Here is a 20,384-nt window from a genome sequence, read left to right on the forward strand (position 1 = left end):
GAGGAACGTGTTGCCGAACACGCGCAGATACGTGGTCGAGCCGAGCAGTTGTGCATAGTTCTGCAGGCCCGGCGCCGGCTCCATCACGCTGCGTAGAAGCAGCGACAGCACCGGCAAGATGAAAAACACGACGAGAAGCACGATTCCCGGCACCAGAAGGCGCATGTGGCGCCAGTCGCGGCGCGCACGCGCGGGCGTCGCCGGTGGATGGGCGACGGTACTCAGAACATGGGGCATGGTGTCTCCTGCCTATCTTCGATTGCTGCGACGCGCCGCGCGATTGAGGGGCGCGTCGGCGCACGCCTCGTTCGCGGACGTTACTTCGATTGCCACGCGTACCAGCGCTTCGCAATCGCGTCGCGATTGTCGGCCCAGTACTTCATGTCGAGATTGATCTGCGAGTTCTTATACTGGTCGGGCAGCGTCTTCGCGACCGCGGGCGGCATCACCGCAGCGGACTTCACGTTGATCGGCGCGTAGCCGGTGTCCTGCGCGAATTTGGCCTGCGCCTGCGGGCTCGTCGCGACGGCGAGAAACTTCATCGCCTCCGCTTTATGCTTCGCGCCCTTCGGGATCACGAGCATGTCGGCGGCTGTGAGGTTCTGATTCCACGACACGCCGACCGGCACGCCGGTCTGTTCGAGCGCATGCAGGCGGCCGTTCCAGAACATGCCGATCGGCGCCTCGCCCGACGCGAGCAACTGCTGCGACTGCGCGCCGCCGCTCCACCAGACGATGTCGCCCTTGATCGTGTCGAGCTTCTTGAGCGCGCGATCGATATCGAGCGGATAGAGCTTGTTCGGCGCGACGCCGTCGGCGAGCAGCGCGATTTCCAGCACGCCGGGCGCGGACCATTTGTAGAACGTGCGCTTGCCGGGAAATTTCTTCGTGTCGAACAGGTCGGCCCACGTCTGCGGCTGCGCGCCCTTGAAACTCGACTTGTTGTAGCCGAGCACGAACGAGTAATAGAAGCTGCCGACTGCATCGGTGGTGGAAAAGCGCGGATCGAGTTCATCCTTCTTCACGACCGAGTAGTCGATCGGCTCGATCAGCCCAGCCTTCTGCGCGGCGTACGCGAAATCGCCTTCCACGTCGACGACATCCCAGTTCACGTTGCCGCTGTCCACCATCGCCTTCAGCTTGCCGTAGTCGGTCGGACCGTCCATCAGCACATTGATGCCGTTGGCTTGCGTGTAGGGTTGGGCCCAGTCCTTTTGCTGCGACGACTGCGTCGTCCCGCCCCAACTCGTGAAAACGATGGGGTCCGCGGCGAGCGCCGGCGCGGCTGCAAGCGTGGCCGCGCACAGTGCGAGCAACGGCTTGACGATCGAAGTGCGTGTGGGGGTCATGTCAGTCTCCATGGAAATCGGTTTGGTATCGCTGCATTGAATGCGTGAGCACTCGGTCGTTCTCTCAGGCCAGCGGCGAAAACCGCGTCGGCTTCATGATCTTGTTTTCCATCTCGTCCATCAGCGCCTGGATTTTCGGCGCGAATGCCTGCCACGCCGGGTCTTCGGCGAGTGCGGCGCGGCGGCGCTCGCGTTCGTCGAGGCTCGGATACGCCCAGATATGCACGATCTGATTTTGCGGACCGATTTCCGAAAAGAAGTAGCCGACCAACTGGCCCAGATACCGCTTTTGCAGCTCGATTCCCTCTTCTTCGACGAGCTTCAGATAGGCGGGCACGCCGCCCGTCTTGATCCGATAAGTGCGCATTTCGTAGTACATGGTTGCGTTTCTCCTCGTTGAGATAGGGGCGGTCAATGCGCGGTAGCGAGTGCCTGGACTTGTCCGGCTTCCGAGTCGCCGACATAAATGCCGAATGCGTCTTCGCTGCGCTCGCGCACATAGCGCTGCAACATGGAACGCACGGCTTCGTCGCGCAGTTCGCTCCATGGAATTCGCGACAGCGGGACGACGTGGATCGCGCTGTCCATCATCGCCGCATGGCTGTTGCCCACGCGGCCGCGGTAGTAGACCCGCACGCTCGCAGACGGCCCACTTGCGCATTCGAAGACGGCAAAAATAAAGTCGAGATGCGCGGCGAGACCGAGCTTTTTCAGCACGCCGCGAAGGCTGCCCGCGTCGGTTTCGGGTTCGAGCCTGACGCCGGTCGGCAACTGCAAGCCGTCTTTCGTCTCCAGCAGCACGAGGCCGTCGCGGTGTTCGAGGATGGCGCCGACCTGGGCGCGCGCGCCGGTCGCCGCGAGCGCGTCCTGCGACAGACTGAAGTTCACATACGCGCCCCGGCAGTAGCCGAGCGGCGACGCGCTCGAATGAAGGAAATCCACGACACGCCCGATCAGAACGATGTGGTCTCCCGCATCCACGACCTGATGCGTGCGGCAATCGAAGCTGGCCGCCGCGCCGTCGATCACCGGCGCGCCGGTCGCGCAAGCGCGCCACGCAACCTGCGCGAACTTCTCGGGCGACTTCGACGCGAACACGCCGGAAACAGCCTTTTGATCCTCTGCGAGCACGCTGAGCGCGAAGTGATCGGCGGTGGAAAACACCGCATGGCTCGACGCGCTTTTTGCAATGCATACGAGGATCAACGGCGGGTCGAGCGAAACCGAACTGAAAGAATTGGCCGTGAAGCCGCGCGGGGAGCCGTCCGGCTGGATCGTCGTGACGACCGTCACACCCGTGACGAAGGCACCCAGCGCGCGACGGAATTCGAGGGTGTCGAAGGTCTGTTCAATGATCGGCTCAGACATGGCGTTCTCCAACTCGCGCTCCACAAGATTATGGTATGCCATACTACAGCCAAGAAAACAGGCCAAATATTATGGAATACCATGATTGGGCGGGACGGCGTCGGACGCGGCGTTGGACGCGAAATTGCGGTGCGCGTGGGCGGAAAGGACGCTGGACGCGGCGTCTAGCGTCTACGGCGGATTGGATCGGTGGATGGCACTCAGGACGAGCGCCCGGCGCGGCCGCGAGACGGCGGCCGGCGATGGGAAAGTAGCGGAGCCGCGCGCCGGATTACGCCGCTGACGCGCCCTCGCTGCGTTGAGCGAGCGCCGCGAGCGCGAGTTCCGCGGTGCGCTTGATGTGTGCGATCGAGGCGGCGAATGCCGCGTCGCCGTCGCGTCGCTCGATTGCGTCGAGCATCTTGTTCATCTCGCGATTCGACTCTTCGCTGCGCCCCGGCGTGGCGATGGTGAGCGCGCGCAGGCGATTGATTCGCGCGTTCAGCGTCTTGACCACGGCGAGCGAGACGGTTCGCTGCGCGCCATCGAACAATGCTTCATAAAAGCGTTCCGTGTCGGCGAGCACCGCCGCCAGATCCCCGGTCTTGAAGGCGGCTTCGATTTTCTGGCGGATTTCCCGCAACTGCGCCACGAGTTCGGGTGTGGAGCGCTCCGCGCACGCGCGCGCGGCGTTCGCTTCGAGCAGGCCGCGCAGTTCGTAAATCTCGCTGACCTGAGCGGGATTGAGTTGCGCGACCACGGGGCCCTGCCGCGCGACGACCTCCACGAGCCCTTCCGTTTCGAGGTGCCGCAACACCTCGCGCACAATCGTGCGGCTCACGCCCAGCTCGTCGCACAGCGTGCGTTCGACCAGCCGCGCACCCGGCTTGAAGTAGCCCTGCACGATCGCGTCGCGCAGCTTGTCCAGCGTCAGTTCACGAAGCGTTTTGGTTTCGCGGACAACTTTAAGATCTGACATAGGCGAGCACAGTGAGCAGAGAGAAAAGGCCGCACGATGGTTCGGTCGGCACCTGGAATCCCATATTATCTACCATTCGGCTACATTTCAGACACGCGGCGATATTTGCGCGACACTTGTGCGCTTCGGGATCTCTTTTGCCCGCAGCGCGCCGCAGCAGCGAATGCGCCGCTTGTACCGTTTGTGCCGTTTGTGCCGTTTGTGCCGTTTGTGCCGTTTGTGCCGTTTGTGCCGTTTGTGCCGTTTGTGCCGTTTGTGCCGTTTGCCCGCTGTCAGTGCAGACAGTCGTCTCCACGGAAGAGCTGGCGAGGCGCACCGCCGCCAACCCGGTGGAGCGTCCGAAGGCCGGGCGCGAATATCGCAAGCAATTTCCGCAAGCTGTGACCCAGGCCGATGAAGGTGGCGACTTAGACTTCCTGCGGGCCGAAAGCCTGCAGAACGACCCGGCGCCCGTACAGGACAAGAAATAGGCAATCGCGAGCCGAGCGCGAAACGACACGCTCGCGCGTCAGAAGAAACTCCGCATGCCGATCGCCACGCCGGTCTGATTGGCGCGCCCCGGCAACTCCACCGTTGCAGCGCCGCTCACCTGGTTGAAATCGACTGTGCCGTACACCTCGGAGCGCTTCGACAGCGCGTACTCCAGCAGCGCGACGATCGTATAGCGGTTTCCGCTGCCCAGCGTGTTGCCGCTGGTTGTGGCGTTACGCATGTGGTCGTAGTAGAACGCCCCCGTCAGCGAAAGCGGCGCGCTCACTTGCCAGGCGATGCCCGCGAAGGGTCCGTCGTCGATGCGATTCCTGTTCTTCAACTGGCTGATGTCGGCCATCGGCTGTTCGGCGAGCAACGCATCGACGAGGCCCGTGTTGTCCTGCGAATGCATATAGCCGGCATACAGCTTCGTAGGACCATACGCGTATGCCGCATCGACGTGATAAAGCGCCTGCCGGTTGTTGGAATTGTCGCGGACCTGCTGCGTGCCCGCGCCCAGACTGAGCGCGCCGTACGCGTACGAGGCGAGCAGGCCGTACAGATTGCCGGCCGTGAAGTGCCCCGGAATCTGGCCCGAAAAGCCGTTGGCGCCGCTCCACGCGTAGTTGCCGCCTGTCGAGTAGATCGCGCCCACGTACAAGCCGCCGAACTGGCCCACGTATTTGATCGAATTGTCCGCCGCGAGTCCCGCGCCGAGCGCATACGGCAGCCACGAATTCTCCGGGTAGTTCGCGTACGTCAACGGATCGTAGGTCGTGACGAGCTTGTCGAAGAGCGGCGTGTCCTGGCGGCCCAGCGTCAAGGTGCCGAACTTGCCGGACAGACCGACGTTCGCCGTACTCCCGAAGAAGCGGCCGCTGTCGCTCGCGGTTCCGTCTTGTGGATTGAAGTTGCTTTCGAGTTGAAAGACCGCGCTCAGGCCGTTGCCCAACTGTTCTGTACCGCGCAGTCCAATATGACTGTTGATGACCGCCCCATTGCCCATGAACAGTCTGCCGTCATTGCGCGCGTCGTCGTTGGTCAGATAGCGCAGCGTGATTTCCGTCATGCCGTACAACGTGATCGAACTCTGGGCGCGAACGGGCTGACTCACGAACTGACAAGCGCACGCCAGCGCAACGCCGCCCGCAGCGGCGATCCTTCTATTTCTCACTTCAAACCCTGAATTGTTTTGTCGATGTGCGACTCTCCCGCGCTTAAAACGCGCGGGCCGCACAAAAGCGCGAGATGGTAACCCGGCCCGCTCCGACAAGCGGACTTGCTGGAGAAACCATGTCGCTTCGACGCAACGTCAAGCTGAAAACAGGAGATTGTGATTCATCACAAGCGCCGGCAGAGGAAACCGGCGGACCGATGACAGCTCAGCTCTTCCCTGCCCGTCCGGTCATCCGTCCCAGCACATCCACACGCTGGATCAATTGATGGTAGATCACGGCCAGCACGTGTCCCGCGATCAGCGCGTACGTCAGAAACGCGAGCCAGTAGTGGATCGCCGCACCGAGATGCCCGAGCGCCTTGTTCTGCGGCACGACCGCGGGCACCTGAAACAGCCAGAACCAGTTCACCGGATGACCGCCGCCATACGAATTGAGGTAGCCGCTAATGGGCATCGCCACGAGGATCACGTACAACAATCCGTGGCCAATATGCGCGAGCGTCCGCTCGAACGCCGGAATGTTTTCCGGCAGCGGCGGCGTCGCGCCCGATAGCCGCGTGACCACGCGGATCAGCGTGAGCAGCAGGACAGTCAGGCCGATGGATTTGTGCAGATTCACCCAGGTGCCGCGCGACGGGTCATGACGGTCCATTGTCGTCATGTACCACGCAACGGGGATGACCACGAACATGCATAGCGCCGTCAGCCAGTGCAGCGCACGCAGCGCGAAGCTGTAGGCAAGTCGTGCGGACGGCAACGCGCGAAAGGAATGGGAGGTGCGGGACATAGTCAGTGCCTTTTCAATGTCGAATCAGGAAGCCTGCCACAAAAACCGCGCCTCGGAACATTCGCGCCGGAGCGCGATTATTAGCTTGCGTTACAACGTGGCCGGCGCTATTCGCATTCGCCCTTGCTCGCCGACGGCCTCGCCTCATTGCTCACCGCCGACTGAAAATCGTCCGTGTGCACCATCAATTCGCGAACCCGTCCGAGTGTCGAATACTGGTTGAGCAAAGCGCTCCACTTGGGCGATTCGAGCAACTGATGCCACACAGGCTCAAGCTTCCCAACATCCGCATGCTGCTTTTGCGCGAGCGCTCCGGCGAATTCCAGACTGGCCTCGGCGGACAAAAGCTGCATACGGCCAGCGGCGCTGAGCAGACGCGGCGTGACTTCGGCGGGCGCGTCGCAGCAATAGAGCACCGTACGCGCGAGAGCGGCCTCGTCGGTTCGCAGCGCGCCTAGCGAAGCGCCGCGTAGACGCAGGGTTCCTTGCTGGGTCTGAAACGAATAAACGACGTCTTTCCCGGCGTGCGCGAGCAGGTCCAGTCCGCGCAATAGGCGCGGAAAGTCGGTGGTCGCGGCGTCCACGGAGGCCTTAGCCTCGACGAGCAGACACACGTCCCACGCCGCCGGCTCGTCATGTGACTTCGGTTGCCTTAAAAGCACTGCGTCCCATTCGGTTTTCGCGCGCTCGTGACTGGCCGGAATCGAGGACGGCACGCGCATCGAGTTGACGACACAGTACGACGCAAACGCGCCGTCCGCTTCGTTCAGCCGCCGCGCGAGAACCTCGAGCGCCTGTGTCGCCAACGCTTCCACCGCGGCGCCACGCTGCTTCGACGCAACGCCATGCGCGACGGCCGCCGCGCTTCCTGGGCGAGGTCCATGCCGGTCCCGCAGCAACTCGTATCGACGCACGCGTTCGTCCGACGCCAAAGCGTCGAGACGCCGCAAACGTGCCAACGCAGGACTGTCCAACAGTTCTGCCACGTGCCGCACGAAGGCGAATTCGCTCGACAGTCCCGGCTCGTCAGAAACACGCCGAAGGCGTTCATCGAACTCCGACCACGCCTCCACGCTCGCCGCTGCATGCAGCCAGGCCAACGCGTCGCGTTGCCGCCCCGCTGGCATACGGTGCTGCCTCGCCGGATGAGCGAAGCTATTGACGGCGGCATGCACCGCACGACGATCCCGCTCGGCGTGCGCGGATAGCGACGCGTACTCGCGCACCGCCGACGTTTGATGACGCAGCACCATTGCCTGAAAAACAGGATCGCCGGACTCGGCGCGCATCGCTTCGCGAATCAGCCGGGCGAGTGCGTCGACGAAAAGCTGCTTCAGCGCCGCGTCTGGCGCTTCATGGCGAACCACAACCTCGCGAGCCTGTTCGATGACAATCGCGAGCGCCGTTGCGGGACTTGCTCCCGCAACCGGAGGAAATCTCACGGCATCCGCCGGCACGCGATAACGCCGGGCGACGGCGCTCAGCGTTTCATCGAGCAAGGCTGGCGATGACTGTGAAATGAATAGTGGCGGCACGGACATGACGATAGGTTCAGGCACTTCACGCAGGTGACAATACGCGCGTGGTATTGGGCCCACGCGATGCGCTCGCGAGATTTTGCCATCGGTTCGTCGTTGGCCAGCATGTCTTGTGAGTTCGTCGCGGTCATGATCCAGCGTCAAGCTCTCCACTGCGCAAGTCCCATTCCCGGCGCGATGGAAGCAGCGATCCGAAGGCGGCGATATGATGAGATTCGCTTCGTAAAGAAAAAGGACTCACGATGAGCGAGCACATCGCAGATCTTTTCCGGCATTTGACGGCTGGCGTGTATGTGGTCGGCGTGGCCGACGGCGATAAGCGGAATGCATTCACGGCCAGTTCGATCATGCAGATTTCGTTTTCGCCGCTGCTTCTGGCGATCAGCGTTGGTCCGGACCACGAGTCGTACGAACTTCTCAAGCGTGGCCGCGTATTCGGCGTCAGTGTGCTGCGCGCGAACCAGCAGCGGCTGGCGGACCACTTCGGCACGCAGTCGGGACGCACGGTCGACAAGCTCGCGTCGATACCGTGGCAAACAGCTATTACAGGCGCACCGCTGCTGCTCGACGCGCTGGCTCACTTCGACTGCGAGGTGGTCAACGACATCGAGGCGGGCGATCATCGTCTGGTGGTGGGCCGCGTGGTGGATGGCGCGACAGTCGGCCCGGACGGCGAGCCGCTGATCTACGCCGAGACCGGCAACCTGGACATGAGCGCGAGTCTCTATCCGGACAGTTTTCGCTAGCCACGCTCGCCGGCCTGATGCGGCGCCGCGCCGAGCCGCGCCGCGCCGGCAAAGCGAGGTCGGGATCACGGATTCGCGGGCTCGCGAAGTCCGCTTATCGCCATGAGTGGAGAAGGCATTGCGCGAGCAGAACCACGAGGACGATTTTCCGTTTCGGGAAACTCGCCCTCGCGCGCGTTGGAAGCATGAGCAGCGTCAGAACGAATGCCGCATGCCGATACGCACATCGGCCTGAGTGCTCGACGTGGACGGCGTGAAGCTGTAGCCGATCACCGCGTTCACACCGTCGGATGCGCGCAGATAGTCGCCGGAAATATAAACATCCGTGCGCTTGGACAACAGATAGTGAAGCCCGAGCGAGCCCTGATTCCAGTGGTTTCCTTCAAATCGCGTGTGCTGATAGCCGCCATAGAGCATCAACGCGGGCGTGAACGTGTAGGACGCTCCGCCCTCGTACACCTGCATATGCGAGGTCTGCCCGAGCCCCTTGATCGTCGTGTAAGTGAAGTTGCCGCTCACCATGACTTTGCCGATCGTGTAGGCGGCGCCGATTGCAAACGCGCCCTGCTTATCGACCGGGAACGATGATGAGCTATACAAATCCGTCACCGCGCCGGTTACAGGATTGACGGAAACCGTCGGCTTGCCGAGAAAAGTGCGCGTGCCTATCATCGCATACGGATCGAATGCGTAAATGCCGAACGGATTGTTCAATTGCGTATAGGCGGTGCCCATATTGAAGTTGCCGTTCTGGTATCGCGCGCCCACGCTCCACGCGCTCTTCTGATGGAAGTCGCCCGCGGTATTGCCGAACGAGTACATGCCGCCAAAAGAGAAGCCGGAGAAATCGGCGGAAAGGAACTTGATCGAATTCGGCAGCCGGTCGCCGTTCATCCGGTCGAAGTCGCCCTGGTGAATCGCATAGCCGCTCGCCCACGCGGAAATGTTGTACAGGTAGGCGAATTCTTCCGTCATGTCGAGTTGATTACCGAACGACAACGTGCCCCAGTTGTTCTTCAAACCGACGTAGGCCTGGCGCCCAAATTCCGCGCCGCCGAATCCGAGTTGTCCGTTGCCGACGTGAAAACCCGACTCCAGCACGAATACCGCTTGCAGGCCGCCACCCAGATCCTCGACGCCCTTGAAGCCGATACGGTTGCCGTATGAAATGCCGTCGTCGAATTTGTACTGGTGCGCGCCGCCCGCGTTGTTCACGTAGGTAATGCCTGCATCCAGAATGCCGTACAGCGTGACACTGCTTTGCGCATGAACAGCCGGCGACGCGCACACGGCGCCTGCTGCAATAGCGAGTCCCGAAAGACGGAGGGTATTGCTCTTCTTCATTTAATTCTCCCCTGCTCTATGCCTGCGCAATTCGTTGGATAAAGCGATTCCTGCTGCGCGCAATTCGTGGACGCGCAGCACTTCTCGCATGACGGGCAGTTCGAAACCGGCTGAGACCCAATCGATATGGCCTGATGCTATTGGTTGCGCATGCAAGTTCCATCAGGCCTGCATCGACGGGTCAAGAATAAGGGTCCAGATTTACAGCGAATCGATTGGATGCGACATGAATCTGTCGCCTCGCGACCTCGCGCTTGCCATTGCCTCTGTTATTTGACGCCGAGCGCCGTCTGCACGGCTTGCAGGCCATTCGCGCCGCTCGCGGTATTCACGCCGTCGAGCCATGATTTGAGCAACTCCGGGTGGCGCTTGAGCGCTTCGGTCGCGGCGATATCGACACCGGTTTTCTTTTCGAGAACTTCGGTAATCACGCCGTTTTCCAGATCGACGTTGAAGGTGAGCTGTTTAAACAGACGGGCCACGTTCGGGCATTGTTCCGCGTAGCCGGTGCGAGCAACCGTATTGACGGTGGCCCCGCCAAAGTTCGGGCCGAAGTACTTGTCGCCGCCGTCGAGATAGGTGAGCTTGAACTTGGTGTTCATCACGTGCGGCTCCCACGCGAGAAACACAATCCATTTCTTCTCGCGCACCGCCCGCTCGACCTGGGTAAGCATGCCCGTTTCGCTCGATTCCACGAGCTTCCAGTCGCCGAGCCCAAAAGCTTTTTCGTCCACCATCTTCTTGATGTTCTGGTTGGCCGGCGCGCCCGGTTCGATGCCGTAGATCTTGCTGTCGAACTTGTCCGCATTCTTTGCAAGGTCCGCGAAAGAATGCACGCCCGCCGCCGCCACATAGTCGGGCACAGCCAGGGTGAACTTCGCGTTGCTCAGATTCGGATGCACCACCTCGATGGATTTTTCTTCTTCGAACGGTTTGACGACAGGTGCCTGCGCAGGCATCCAGTTGCCGAGAAACACGTCGATTTGCCCTTTTTTCAGGCCCTGATAGGTGATCGGCACCGACAGGTTCGCCACTTTCTGTTTATAGCCGAGCGCCTTCAGCACGACGCCGGTCATTGCATTCGTAGCGTCGATGTCGGTCCAGCCCGGCCCCGCCATGTTGACCTGCGTGCACGATTGCGGCTCGGCGGCCATTGCAAAACTGACGGCCGCGCACAGCAGCGCAACGCCGGATATCGCCTGTTTGAGTAGCTTGTTCATCGTCGCGGCTTCCTGTCGGTGGGTGAAGGGTGAGCGTGTATGAAGCGTTAAGTGTTTGACATGAACCGTCAGTGTGCGACGGCTGGAAAACGCGCCATCGCCTCCAGCGTGTCGAGGTCGATGTGGTTGCGCATATAGCGTTGGCTTGCATCGACCAAAGGCTGCCAGTCCCACGAAGCCACCGTGCCTTGCGTGGTGGCCGCGAAATGAAAGCGCCGCCGCCGCTGGCTTTGCAGCACTTCGTTGTGCAATGCGGCGAGATCCCAGCGTTGCGCGATCTCCTCGCGAAACGCCGCTACCGCGCGCGCGTGTTCCGCTTGCGCAGCGAGATTCGCGCGCTCCAGCGGGTCCGCTTCGACATCGTAGAGCTGGTCGGGATCAGCCGGCGTGTGAATGAACTTGAAGCGCCCGCGCCGCAGCATCACGACCGGCGCGATAGCGCCTTCGGCAAGATATTCGCCGATCGCCTCGTCATGACCGCCTCGCTCGCCCAGAAGATGCGGCACGAGACTGTGCCCATCGAGTGAGTCCGGCCATGCCGGCGGCTCTTCGCCGCGCGCCAGTTCGACGAGCGTCGGCAGCAGGTCGAGATGCGACACCGACGCGCGCACGCGATGCCCGTCGAAATGCTGCGGTGCATGCACGATCAAGGGCACGCGGCAGCCGCCTTCGAAAAACGTCATCTTGTACCAGAGGCCGCGCTCGCCCAGCATTTCGCCATGATCGGAAGTCACGACGATGATCGTCTCTTTTGCGAGCCCCGCCTGTTCGAGTGCTTCGAGAATCGCGCCGAACTGGTCGTCGACATACGAAATCGCGCCGTAATAGGCACGACGCGCGTTGCGAATCTGCTGGTCGGTCGGCGGCGTCCGATCCGTTTCGTACACTTGACGCAGCCGCTTCGAATGCGGATCGGCTTCCTCGAACGAATCACGATGCGCGGGCATGTCGATATCTTCGTCGCGATACATGTCCCAGTACTTTTGCGGAATCGCATAGGGATCGTGTGGATGCGTCAACGACGCGACCATGCAGAATGGCCTTGCATCTTTTCCGGCGTGGCGTTCGCGCGCGATGTCAAAGAGCTTCTGGCGCGCGGTGAACGTGACTTCATCGTCGAAATCGAGTTGATTCGTGCGTACGCACGGGCCTGCGTCGATCACGGAACTCATGTTGTGATACCACGTGGGGCGCGCTTCGAAATCGTCCCAGTTCGGAGTCCAGCCGAAATCGGCGGGATAGATGTCGGTAGTGAGGCGCTCTTCGAAACCGTGCAATTGATCGGCGCCGCAGAAATGCATTTTGCCCGAGAGAATCGTGCGATATCCTTCCGCGCGAAGGTAGTGCGCGAATGTCAGTGTTTGCGACGGAAATTCCGCTGCATTGTCATAGGCGCCAATGGCGGAGGGAAGCTTGCCCGACAGAAAAGAAAAGCGCGACGGCGCGCACAGCGGGCTCGCGCAATAGGCGGAATCGAATACCACGCCCTGCTTCGCAAGACGGTCGAGATGCGGTGTTTTCGTGAGCGGGTGTCCGTACGCGGCGAGTGCGAACGGGGTCATCTGGTCGGCCATCAGAATGAGAATATTCTTTTTGCTGTCAAGCATTGGAGCGCGCCTCGAATAAAATCATGAATGTCAGTGCAAATACCGGTGCGCGCGCAATCGCCATTCAAGCCTATAGTTCGCGTCCGGCATGAACATCACTATTGCTGTTCAATTCGGCGCTGTGAAGACGGCAATTCGTTATGTGCCTATAAGGGGATGTTATGTCGAGGCAGGATCGCTTGCCGCCAATGCAGGCATTGACGATGTTCGAATCCGCCGCGCGTCTCGCGAGTTTCACCGCGGCCGCGCGCGAGTTGGGCTCCACGCAGCCGGCTGTGAGTCAGCGCATCGTGCAGCTAGAAGAGACGCTGGGCGCGCCGCTTTTCGAGCGGGGACATCGCGGTGTCACGTTGACGGAAGACGGCGAGCGGCTCTTCGAAGCCGTGCATCATGCGCTCGACACGATCCGTCTTGCCACCGCTGAGATTCGCGCGCGGCGCACGCCGCAAACGCTCACGCTATCCACCGATTTCGGATTCGCGACCTATTGGCTGATGCCGCGGCTTTCGCAATTCAAGGCGCTGATGCCCGACGTGGACGTCAAGATCATCACCTCGCAAAGCGTGTTCGATCCGTCGCACGATCAGGCGGATGTGGCCATTGCATTCGGCGACGAACATGCGGACTGGAATGCGCGCAGTGTCGTCAAGCTCTTTCCGGAGCGCGTCACGCCCGTGTGCAGCCCAGCGTTTCTCGCCGCGCATCCGCCGCTGCACTCGCCGTCCGGATTGCTCGCGCTGCCGCTGCTGCATCTCGAACCGACGCAGCCGGCGCGCTGGCTCTCGTGGGCCGACTGGTTCGCGGCGCACGGCCTCGTTGCACCTCCGGCGCATCGCGGCATCACTTTCAACAGCTTCACGCTCGTCACTCACGCCGCCATCATGGGGCAAGGCGTGGCGCTCGGCTGGGCGCCGCTCGTCGATGAACTGCTCGCGACCGGGCAGCTTGTCGAACTGTTCGATGCGCCCGTCGTGACGGAACGCGGCTACATGCTGGTCACGCAGCGCGCATCCGCGCCGGCCGTCGACGCTTTCCGCCAATGGCTTCTGGGAGAATGCGGACTCGACGCCGAATGAGCGTCTGACGCACCCGTTCCAGCGCCACGGCGATTCGCTTCTATCCCGGCCACCCTGTCATTTGCTCTACTGCGACGATGCATGCCGCGCCCCGCGGCATGGACCTATCGTCTATGTGGAGAGCGCATGTCCGCCGATTCCCGTTCCGATCAACTGGTTCTCACCGTGGCGTGTCCGAGCGCCGCAGGCCAGGTTGCCGCCGTTGTCGGCTTTCTTGACCGGCATCATTGCTATATCGACGAATTCACCGTTTTCGACGACGAACTCAGCGAGCAATTCTTCGTGCGCTGCGTTTTTCACGGCGTGGACAGCAACGAGACGCTGAATATCGTGGCGCTCAAACGCGAGTTCGAAGCCATTGCCGAGCGCTTTCGTATGACATGGGCGATGCACGACGTCGGCACGCGGCCCAAAGTCCTGATCATGGTGTCGAAACTGGAGCACTGCCTGGCGGACCTGTTATTCCGCTGGCGAATGGGCGAGCTGAAAATGGACATCGTCGGTATTGGCTCGAACCATCGCGATCTCGAACCGCTCGCGCAGCAACACGGCTTGCCGTTCCATCACCTGCCGATCACCGCCGATACGAAACCGCAGCAGGAAGCGCGTTTGCTCGATCTGTTCGACTCGTCCGGCGCCGAACTGATGATTCTCGCGCGCTACATGCAGATTCTTTCCGGCGACACGAGCCGCGCGCTCGCGGGGCGCGCGATCAACATCCATCACTCGTTTCTGCCCGGATTCAAGGGCGCCAAGCCGTATCACCAGGCGCATGCGCGCGGCGTCAAACTGATCGGCGCAACGGCGCACTTCGTGACCGACGATCTCGACGAAGGTCCGATCATCGAGCAGGTGGTCGAGCGCGTCGATCATTCATACAGCCCGGAGCGTCTGCTCGCTACCGGACGCGATGTGGAGTGCATTACGCTCGCCCGCGCGGTGAAGGCGTTTATCGAACGGCGCGTGTTTATCAACGGGGATAGAACCGTCGTGCTGTAATAAAAAAACGCCGCTTGAAAAAGCGGCGTTTCCTGCTTCGGGTAAATCCGGATTACTTCACCCAGCTATCCACCCGGTCGCCGTGCGCGCTGATCCATGCATCGGCGGCGGCGGTCGGCTTCTCGCCGTTTTGCGTCGCGAGCATCACGCTGTCGATCTCGCCCGGCTTCCACTGAAACTTCTTGAGGAACGCCACGACCGGCGGCGCCTTCTTTTCCAGTTCCGGATTCACCACGCTGTCCACGTGCTCGGCTTCACCGAACACTTTCTTCGGGTCGTCGAGGAATTTGAGCTTGTACTTCGCGAACATCCAGTGCGGTTTCCAGCCGGTCACGATGATCGGCTTGTTCGCCGCTTCCGAACGCGCCAGTTCGGCGGTCATCGCGCTGCCCGAACTCGGCATCAGCTTGTAGTCGAGTCCATAGGCCTTGATCGCCTCGCTGGTTTTCTGCATGACGCCCGCGCCCGCATCGATACCGACGATGCGCGCGCCGAACTCGTCCTTCTTCGCTTCGAGGTCGCCGACCGTCTTCACGTCGACGTTATCCGGCACGATGAGGCCGATTTTCGCGTCGTTGAAGTTCGCGCCAAGGTCGACCACCTTGTCCTTGAAGTTGTTCCAGTACGCTCCGTGCGTAACTGGCAACCAGGCGGACAGCGTCGCGTCGAGATCGCCGCGCGCCACGCCTTGCCACATCACGCCCGCCGCGACCGGCACCAGTTGCACCTGATAGCCGAGACGCTTTTCGATCACGCGCGCGGCCACGTTGGAGGTCGCCACGCTATCGTCCCAGCCTTCGACGTAGCCGATCTTGATGGTCGGCTTCGTATCCGCCGAGACGCTCACGCTGCTTGCCGCCAGCGCCGCGCTCAAGGTGCTCAACACCAGTATCTTTCTGATCAGTCTCACCGCCGTTCTCCCGTTTGCCTGACAAAAACAACCCAATGAGCATCTAGAATCGCCAGCCAGAATTGCCTGGTAGCACGGTTTTGCGACAAGTAATTGTCCGCATGCGACCTGGCGACGTGCTTTCCGTCTGAACTAATGCCGCTCCTCCGTACCGCTCCTTTCAAACTCCGCGCCGCTCACTTCTCGACCACCAGATCGGAGAGCGGCTTGCTGCAGCAAAGCAACACCATACCTTGGTCGATCTCGCGCTGCCGAATGCCGCCCGCGTGTTTCATCGCGACTTCGCCGGATACGAGTTTCACCTTGCACGTTCCGCACATACCTTGCGTGCATGACGAAGGCAGACGGACACCGGCTTTCTTCGCGGCATCCAGTACATGCTGGCCGCTGCCGCATTCGATCTCGCGATTGCTTTTCGTGAAGTTGACTTTATAGCGCGTCTCCGTTTCAGCGGGTGCGGGTGCGGGAGCGAGTTCTGAAGCAGGCTCCAACGCGGGTTCGAACCCCGGCGCCTTGTCACGCGCGTCCACGAAGCTGTCGGCCGTCACCGGTTCAGGCGCGGTTTGCAGCGCGTCCGCGACATGCGCAGTCGTCAATTGCGCCGCGACGTCGCTGACCGTTTCGAACGAAAAGCTTTCCTCGTGATAATGCTTGCGATCGAAACCGCCCTCGTCGAGCAGATTGCGCACCGCCTGCATATACGGCGCGGGCCCGCAGGTGAAGATCTCGCGCTCCAGAAAGTCCGGCGCGATCAGCTTGAGCAGCGGCAAGGTCAGAAAGCCGGTCACGCCTGGCCAGCTCGTGCGCGTGCCGACGCGTTCGCACACATACGCCGTGCGGAATCGCGTGTGATTCGAGGCGATCAGATCGAGTTCCCGCGCGAAGATAATGTCGTCCGGCGTGCGAGCGCTGTGCACGAACATAATGTCGCTGTCCTCGCCGAGTTCGTGGTGCGTGCGGCTCATCGACATCAACGGTGTAATGCCCGAACCGGCCGACAAGAACAAAAACTTGCGAGCCGGATGACGCGCGCACGTAAATTCGCCCGCGGGTCCGAGCACGCGAACCTCGACGCCTGGCTGAAGATTGTCGTGCAGCCAGTTTGAGACCTTGCCGCCCGGCACACGCTTCACCGTGATGGAAATGGTGTGCGGACGCGTGGGCGGCGACGAAATCGTATAGCAGCGATTGATCGATTCGCCCTCGATGTCGAGTTCCAGCGTAATGAACTGGCCCGGCTCGAACACGAAGGCCCGCTCGGAAGGCTGACGGAAGAAAAAGCTCTTCACGTCGTGCGTTTCCTGACGAACGTGGCAGCACACCAGCGTTTCGTCGGCATCGCAATTCCAGCGCGCGGGCAGCGCGTCCCAGAAGCGCGGCTGTGTAACGCGGCTTACTGCATGAACCGAGGCCGGCTCGGTGCCAGGCTGAAACGTGGCCTGATCGCGCATCATTGTTTTCTCCCGCTCCTGGTGGCGCTCGCGCGCTCAGCGCATGAAGGACACGATTTTTTCGCCATGCGCGTCCGGCGTGGCATCGTGCGTTTGCGGTGCATTGCTGTAATCCGCCATGCGGCCGATGTACCACTCGCAGAACTTTTCGACGAGGCCCTCGGTGAACGGCGAATACGGACCCGGCTCATACGCGCTGCTCGACGTGCCGCGTTGCGAGAACTCGACGAGCGCGCGATCCTGATCGTTGGTCGCGCGCCAGACGGCGGTGAGATTGTTCACGTCGTAGTCGATGCCTTCGCGCGCATCCTTGTGCACAAGCCATTTGGTGCGCACGAGCGTTTTGCCGGCCGAAAGCGGAATCACAGAGAAGCTCACGATGTGATCGCTCATGAAGTGATGCCACGAATTCGGCTGCGTCCAGAAAGAAAGGCCGCCGAGATCGGCTTGTTCGAAGCCGCCGAGCAATTTCTTCGACGCCACTTTCGCGTCGAGTGTCTGCGATTCGCCATCGCGATCGAGCGGCAGACGCTGCGTACGAAAACCGGTGACGAGATCCGCGAGCCGCTCGATTTCCGCCGAAGGCAAATTCATTGCCTCCCATTGCGCCGTGCGCCGCGCCACCGTTTCTTCGAAAGCGGCCATGCCTTCTTCGTTGGCCGGCGAGCGTTGATAGCCGAAGCCGAATTCGTAGAGCGAAATGGTCAGCTCGGGATGGTTCGCGACGCAGTGATAGCACTCGCGATTGTTCTCCATCGTCAGCTTCCAGTTGCCTTCCTCGACGATGTCGATCGACGCCGCGATCTTGCAGCCGGCCAGTTGGTGCGGCAGCAGATACGGCTCCATCTCCGCGCGCATCACGGAGAAGTCCGCGGGCGGATTGTCGGCGAGGCAAATGAAAATGAGGCCCGCGAGGTTCTCTACATGCACCTTCTTCAGGCTGTGCTTGCAGCGGTCGAACTGATCGCCCATATGCTCGGCGTACATCAGGTCGCCGTTCAGGTTATACGTCCAGCTGTGATACGGGCACACGATATTGCCGAGCGAACCCTTGTCCGTGTTGCACAGACGCGAGCCGCGATGGCGGCATACGTTATGAAACGCCCTCACCTGCATATCGTCGTCGCGGACGATCAGAATGGAGTCCTGGCCGATTTCAACTGTGATGTAGTCGCCCGGTTCGGGCACATCGGGTTCCACCGCGACCTGTATCCAGTGCTGCCGGAAGATCGCGTCCATGTCGAGCGCGAAAATGTCCTCGCTCGTGTAGAACGGCGCTTCCAGGGTGTAGCCCTTCTTGCGGCGTTCGATCATTGCGCGAACGTCTGCGGAAACTTTCATTGTGTGCTCCGTTGCGTGTCACGTCTGGCGCCGCGCCAGGCCCTCCTGGCGGCGTGTTCGCCCGAACCGGAAATCAATAATCCACGAGTTGATGCTCGCGCAAATACGCCAGAATCACTTGTACTTTTTCGACGGAACTCCCTTCAATTACGACGCTGCCGCCGCGGCTTTCCGTCGTCGTGGCCGAGAGCATGCGCGCGTGGCCCGAACGCTTCTCGGCGGCCGCGAGACGCACCGGCTTGGCGTTCGCGGGCCGGATGGTCCACGCGAGTTCGGGAGTGCCCGCGCTCGCGGATCGGGCGTCATGCGCGACGGGACGAATCGTGCCTTCGCGCAGGCGTGCATAGGCGTAGGTGGGCGTCGCGTTCGCCATCGGATGCACGGCGATGAGCGCGGGCAATTGAACTTCGACGCGCCGGCGCAGGCCCTTCGGCATGAACTGCCGCACTTGCGCGCAACCGTCCTTGAGCGTCACGTCGACCGCCGCGCCGACGAGCGGCAGATCGAGCGCATTGGCCACGCGATACGGCAGCATGCCGCTGTCGAATGCGCCCTCGGCGCGCGTGCCGGTCAACACGAGGTCGTAGCCGCGCAAACGCGCGGCGAGCAGCGTGGCCGCATCGGCTTGCGATCCGCTTGCAGCGGAAATCGCGGGAACAGCGGAAATCGCGAGCACTTCGACGGAGCGCGCACCGAGCGCTAGATATTCCTGCAACGCGGGGTTCGAAGGATCGCCTGCATGCAGCACGTCGAGCGCCGCGTCGTGTTGCCTCGCGAGCGAAAGCGCCAGCGTCAGCGCGGCGGCGTCGTTGCGGCTATAGCGCGCCACGCCGCTCACAGGATGTCGGCCCACGGAAACCAGCACGGCGATTTTCATGCGAGCGCTCCTTCAGCGGCCTTCGAATTGAGTAACGCAGCGCCTGTGCCGCGCGCTGTTCTCGCCGCCGCAGCCGCTTCGTTGAGCGCCGCGATGGTTTCCTGGGCATCCGCGATCACGGTCAGGTTCGCGCGCTTTGCGATCGGCGCGCTCGCGTCGAGGTTCACCGCGATCACATGACGGCAATCCTTGATGCCCTGCAAATGCTGCACCGCGCCCGAAATGCCGAACGCGATATACACGCTCGCCTCGACCGTCTTGCCGGTCGCGCCGATCTGCTTGTCGCGCGTGAACTTGCCGTCGTCGACGGCCACACGGCTTGCGCCGATCGCCGCGCCGAGCGTGAGCGCGAGACGCTCGAACGCGGGCACGTCGCTCACGCCGTTGCCTGCGGAAACGATAAAGTCCGCCTCTTCGAGCGCGAGTTGGGCGGCGTCCATGTCCTCGATGCCGAGATCGCGCACGCTGCCTTTCGTCACCGCCGCTGCGGTTTCAAAGCGCCACTCCATTCGCTCGCCCGCGCCGACGAACGGCAACTTCGGATCGACCGCATTGGGCGCGAGCAGGACGACTTCGGGCAGCGCGCAGGCCGCAAACGCGGTGTTCGCGTGCACATAAGCGGCCACGTGCGAGGCGTCGATTTCGACCACATGCGTCGCGACGCTCGCATTCGCGGCGGCCGCGTAACGGCGGCCTAGATCGCCGTCGCCCGTGGCGTTGTCGGGCAGAAACACGTGCACCGGCGCGTAGGCCGCGACGCATGCGGCGAGCGCGTTCAACTCGTCGGCGGGGGCGAACTTGCGGCGGTCGAAACCAGGCAGCTCGATCAGTTTGTCGGCGCCGAGCGCGGCGGCGTCGCCGGTAAATTCGCCGAATACGAGCAGCACGACTTCGGTGGATGCATCCGCGATCAAGGCGGCAGCCGCGAGCGTCTGACGCGCGTGATCGTCGAGCGCGCCACGGTCCGCGTGCGCCGCCACCAGCATCACGCGCTGCGGCGTGGCCGTCGTGCGGCGCTGCTTCGGCTGCTCGCGATGCGCCGCGCCTGCCGCGGCGAAATCCATGTCGGCCGCGACACCGGTCACGCCCAGCGTGATGCGCCTGAGTCCGTCCGCCGTGATCGTGAACGGCCGGCGCGGATCGATTCGTTTGATTGTGTTCATCG

The 20,384-nt window shown here is 62.0% G+C and carries 19 protein-coding genes and 1 pseudogene; 4 read left to right on the forward strand and 16 right to left on the reverse strand.

All coding sequences use genetic code 11. The features are described 5' to 3' along the window. From VOM14_RS29520 to VOM14_RS29540, 5 genes and pseudogenes are all read right to left on the reverse strand, one after another. Positions 1 to 237: pseudogene (locus VOM14_RS29520) on the reverse strand (ABC transporter permease); the annotation flags it as partial. Positions 238 to 317: 80 nt separating this feature from the next. Then, on the reverse strand, positions 318 to 1,349 hold the full coding sequence (locus VOM14_RS29525) for an ABC transporter substrate-binding protein (protein ID WP_327632261.1): 1,032 nt from the start codon (positions 1,347 to 1,349) through the stop codon (positions 318 to 320). 64 nt (positions 1,350 to 1,413) lie between these two features. Then, positions 1,414 to 1,728 (reverse strand): NIPSNAP family protein, encoded by a 315-nt coding sequence (locus VOM14_RS29530; RefSeq protein ID WP_327632262.1) that lies wholly within the window; start codon positions 1,726 to 1,728, stop codon positions 1,414 to 1,416. Positions 1,729 to 1,760: 32 nt separating this feature from the next. Then, positions 1,761 to 2,717 carry a flavin reductase family protein gene (locus VOM14_RS29535; protein WP_327632263.1) on the reverse strand — a complete coding sequence of 319 codons (957 nt, stop codon included), beginning with the start codon at positions 2,715 to 2,717 and terminating at the stop codon, positions 1,761 to 1,763. A gap of 271 nt (positions 2,718 to 2,988) precedes the next feature. Continuing rightward, positions 2,989 to 3,675 (reverse strand): GntR family transcriptional regulator, encoded by a 687-nt coding sequence (locus tag VOM14_RS29540; protein ID WP_327632264.1) that lies wholly within the window; start codon positions 3,673 to 3,675, stop codon positions 2,989 to 2,991. A 275-nt stretch (positions 3,676 to 3,950) separates the two neighbouring features. On the opposite strand from VOM14_RS29540, the gene VOM14_RS29545 reads away from it, so the two are divergent. Beyond that, positions 3,951 to 4,145, forward strand: coding sequence for a hypothetical protein (locus VOM14_RS29545; RefSeq protein ID WP_327632315.1), 195 nt, complete (start codon positions 3,951 to 3,953; stop codon positions 4,143 to 4,145). Positions 4,146 to 4,183: 38 nt separating this feature from the next. Here VOM14_RS29545 and VOM14_RS29550 read toward each other — a convergent pair whose 3' ends face one another. The 3 genes from VOM14_RS29550 to VOM14_RS29560 all read right to left on the reverse strand — a co-directional run bounded on the left by VOM14_RS29550 (position 4,184) and on the right by VOM14_RS29560 (position 7,651). After that, complete coding sequence (locus tag VOM14_RS29550) at positions 4,184 to 5,320, reverse strand: porin (protein WP_442955603.1); 1,137 nt, start codon at positions 5,318 to 5,320, stop codon at positions 4,184 to 4,186. Positions 5,321 to 5,528: 208 nt separating this feature from the next. After that, a complete protein-coding gene (locus VOM14_RS29555; protein WP_327632265.1) occupies positions 5,529 to 6,110 on the reverse strand; it encodes a cytochrome b in 582 nt (193 codons plus the stop codon). 107 nt (positions 6,111 to 6,217) lie between these two features. After that, positions 6,218 to 7,651 (reverse strand): 3-deoxy-D-arabino-heptulosonate 7-phosphate synthase, encoded by a 1,434-nt coding sequence (locus VOM14_RS29560; protein WP_327632266.1) that lies wholly within the window; start codon positions 7,649 to 7,651, stop codon positions 6,218 to 6,220. A 239-nt stretch (positions 7,652 to 7,890) separates the two neighbouring features. Between VOM14_RS29560 and VOM14_RS29565 the strand changes: the two genes are divergently transcribed. Then, a complete protein-coding gene (locus tag VOM14_RS29565; RefSeq protein ID WP_327632267.1) occupies positions 7,891 to 8,394 on the forward strand; it encodes a flavin reductase family protein in 504 nt (167 codons plus the stop codon). A 195-nt stretch (positions 8,395 to 8,589) separates the two neighbouring features. Here VOM14_RS29565 and VOM14_RS29570 read toward each other — a convergent pair whose 3' ends face one another. From VOM14_RS29570 to betC, 3 genes are all read right to left on the reverse strand, one after another. Then, complete coding sequence (locus tag VOM14_RS29570; protein ID WP_327632268.1) at positions 8,590 to 9,738, reverse strand: porin; 1,149 nt, start codon at positions 9,736 to 9,738, stop codon at positions 8,590 to 8,592. A gap of 269 nt (positions 9,739 to 10,007) precedes the next feature. After that, the gene (locus VOM14_RS29575) at positions 10,008 to 10,958 is read right to left on the reverse strand and encodes a choline ABC transporter substrate-binding protein (protein WP_327632269.1); all 951 of its coding nucleotides are present in this window, start codon (positions 10,956 to 10,958) and stop codon (positions 10,008 to 10,010) included. Positions 10,959 to 11,026: 68 nt separating this feature from the next. Next, a complete protein-coding gene (gene betC, locus VOM14_RS29580; RefSeq protein ID WP_327632270.1) occupies positions 11,027 to 12,565 on the reverse strand; it encodes a choline-sulfatase in 1,539 nt (512 codons plus the stop codon). Positions 12,566 to 12,726: 161 nt separating this feature from the next. Between betC and VOM14_RS29585 the strand changes: the two genes are divergently transcribed. Both VOM14_RS29585 and purU read left to right on the forward strand, forming a co-directional pair. Beyond that, a complete protein-coding gene (locus VOM14_RS29585; RefSeq protein WP_327632271.1) occupies positions 12,727 to 13,641 on the forward strand; it encodes a choline sulfate utilization transcriptional regulator in 915 nt (304 codons plus the stop codon). Positions 13,642 to 13,767: 126 nt separating this feature from the next. After that, positions 13,768 to 14,640, forward strand: a complete 873-nt coding sequence (purU, locus tag VOM14_RS29590; protein ID WP_327632272.1) for a formyltetrahydrofolate deformylase — start codon at positions 13,768 to 13,770, stop codon at positions 14,638 to 14,640. Positions 14,641 to 14,692: 52 nt separating this feature from the next. Here the strand turns inward: purU and VOM14_RS29595 are convergent, their stop codons facing one another. The 5 genes from VOM14_RS29595 to VOM14_RS29615 form a co-directional block, all read right to left on the reverse strand. Further along, on the reverse strand, positions 14,693 to 15,550 hold the full coding sequence (locus VOM14_RS29595; RefSeq protein ID WP_327632273.1) for a glycine betaine ABC transporter substrate-binding protein: 858 nt from the start codon (positions 15,548 to 15,550) through the stop codon (positions 14,693 to 14,695). A 176-nt stretch (positions 15,551 to 15,726) separates the two neighbouring features. After that, a complete protein-coding gene (locus VOM14_RS29600; protein ID WP_327632274.1) occupies positions 15,727 to 17,004 on the reverse strand; it encodes a hybrid-cluster NAD(P)-dependent oxidoreductase in 1,278 nt (425 codons plus the stop codon). 33 nt (positions 17,005 to 17,037) lie between these two features. Further along, complete coding sequence (locus tag VOM14_RS29605; RefSeq protein WP_327632275.1) at positions 17,038 to 18,342, reverse strand: aromatic ring-hydroxylating oxygenase subunit alpha; 1,305 nt, start codon at positions 18,340 to 18,342, stop codon at positions 17,038 to 17,040. Positions 18,343 to 18,415: 73 nt separating this feature from the next. Further along, complete coding sequence (locus VOM14_RS29610) at positions 18,416 to 19,219, reverse strand: electron transfer flavoprotein subunit beta/FixA family protein (RefSeq protein WP_327632276.1); 804 nt, start codon at positions 19,217 to 19,219, stop codon at positions 18,416 to 18,418. Continuing rightward, entirely contained in the window at positions 19,216 to 20,382 is a 1,167-nt protein-coding gene (locus VOM14_RS29615; protein WP_327632277.1) for an electron transfer flavoprotein subunit alpha/FixB family protein, read from the reverse strand. The genes VOM14_RS29610 and VOM14_RS29615 overlap by 4 nt, the downstream gene beginning before the upstream one ends. Positions 20,383 to 20,384: the final 2 nt, after the last annotated feature.

Origin of the sequence: Paraburkholderia sp. MPAMCS5 (genome assembly GCF_036016995.1) — a bacterium.
Classification (GTDB): domain Bacteria; phylum Pseudomonadota; class Gammaproteobacteria; order Burkholderiales; family Burkholderiaceae; genus Paraburkholderia.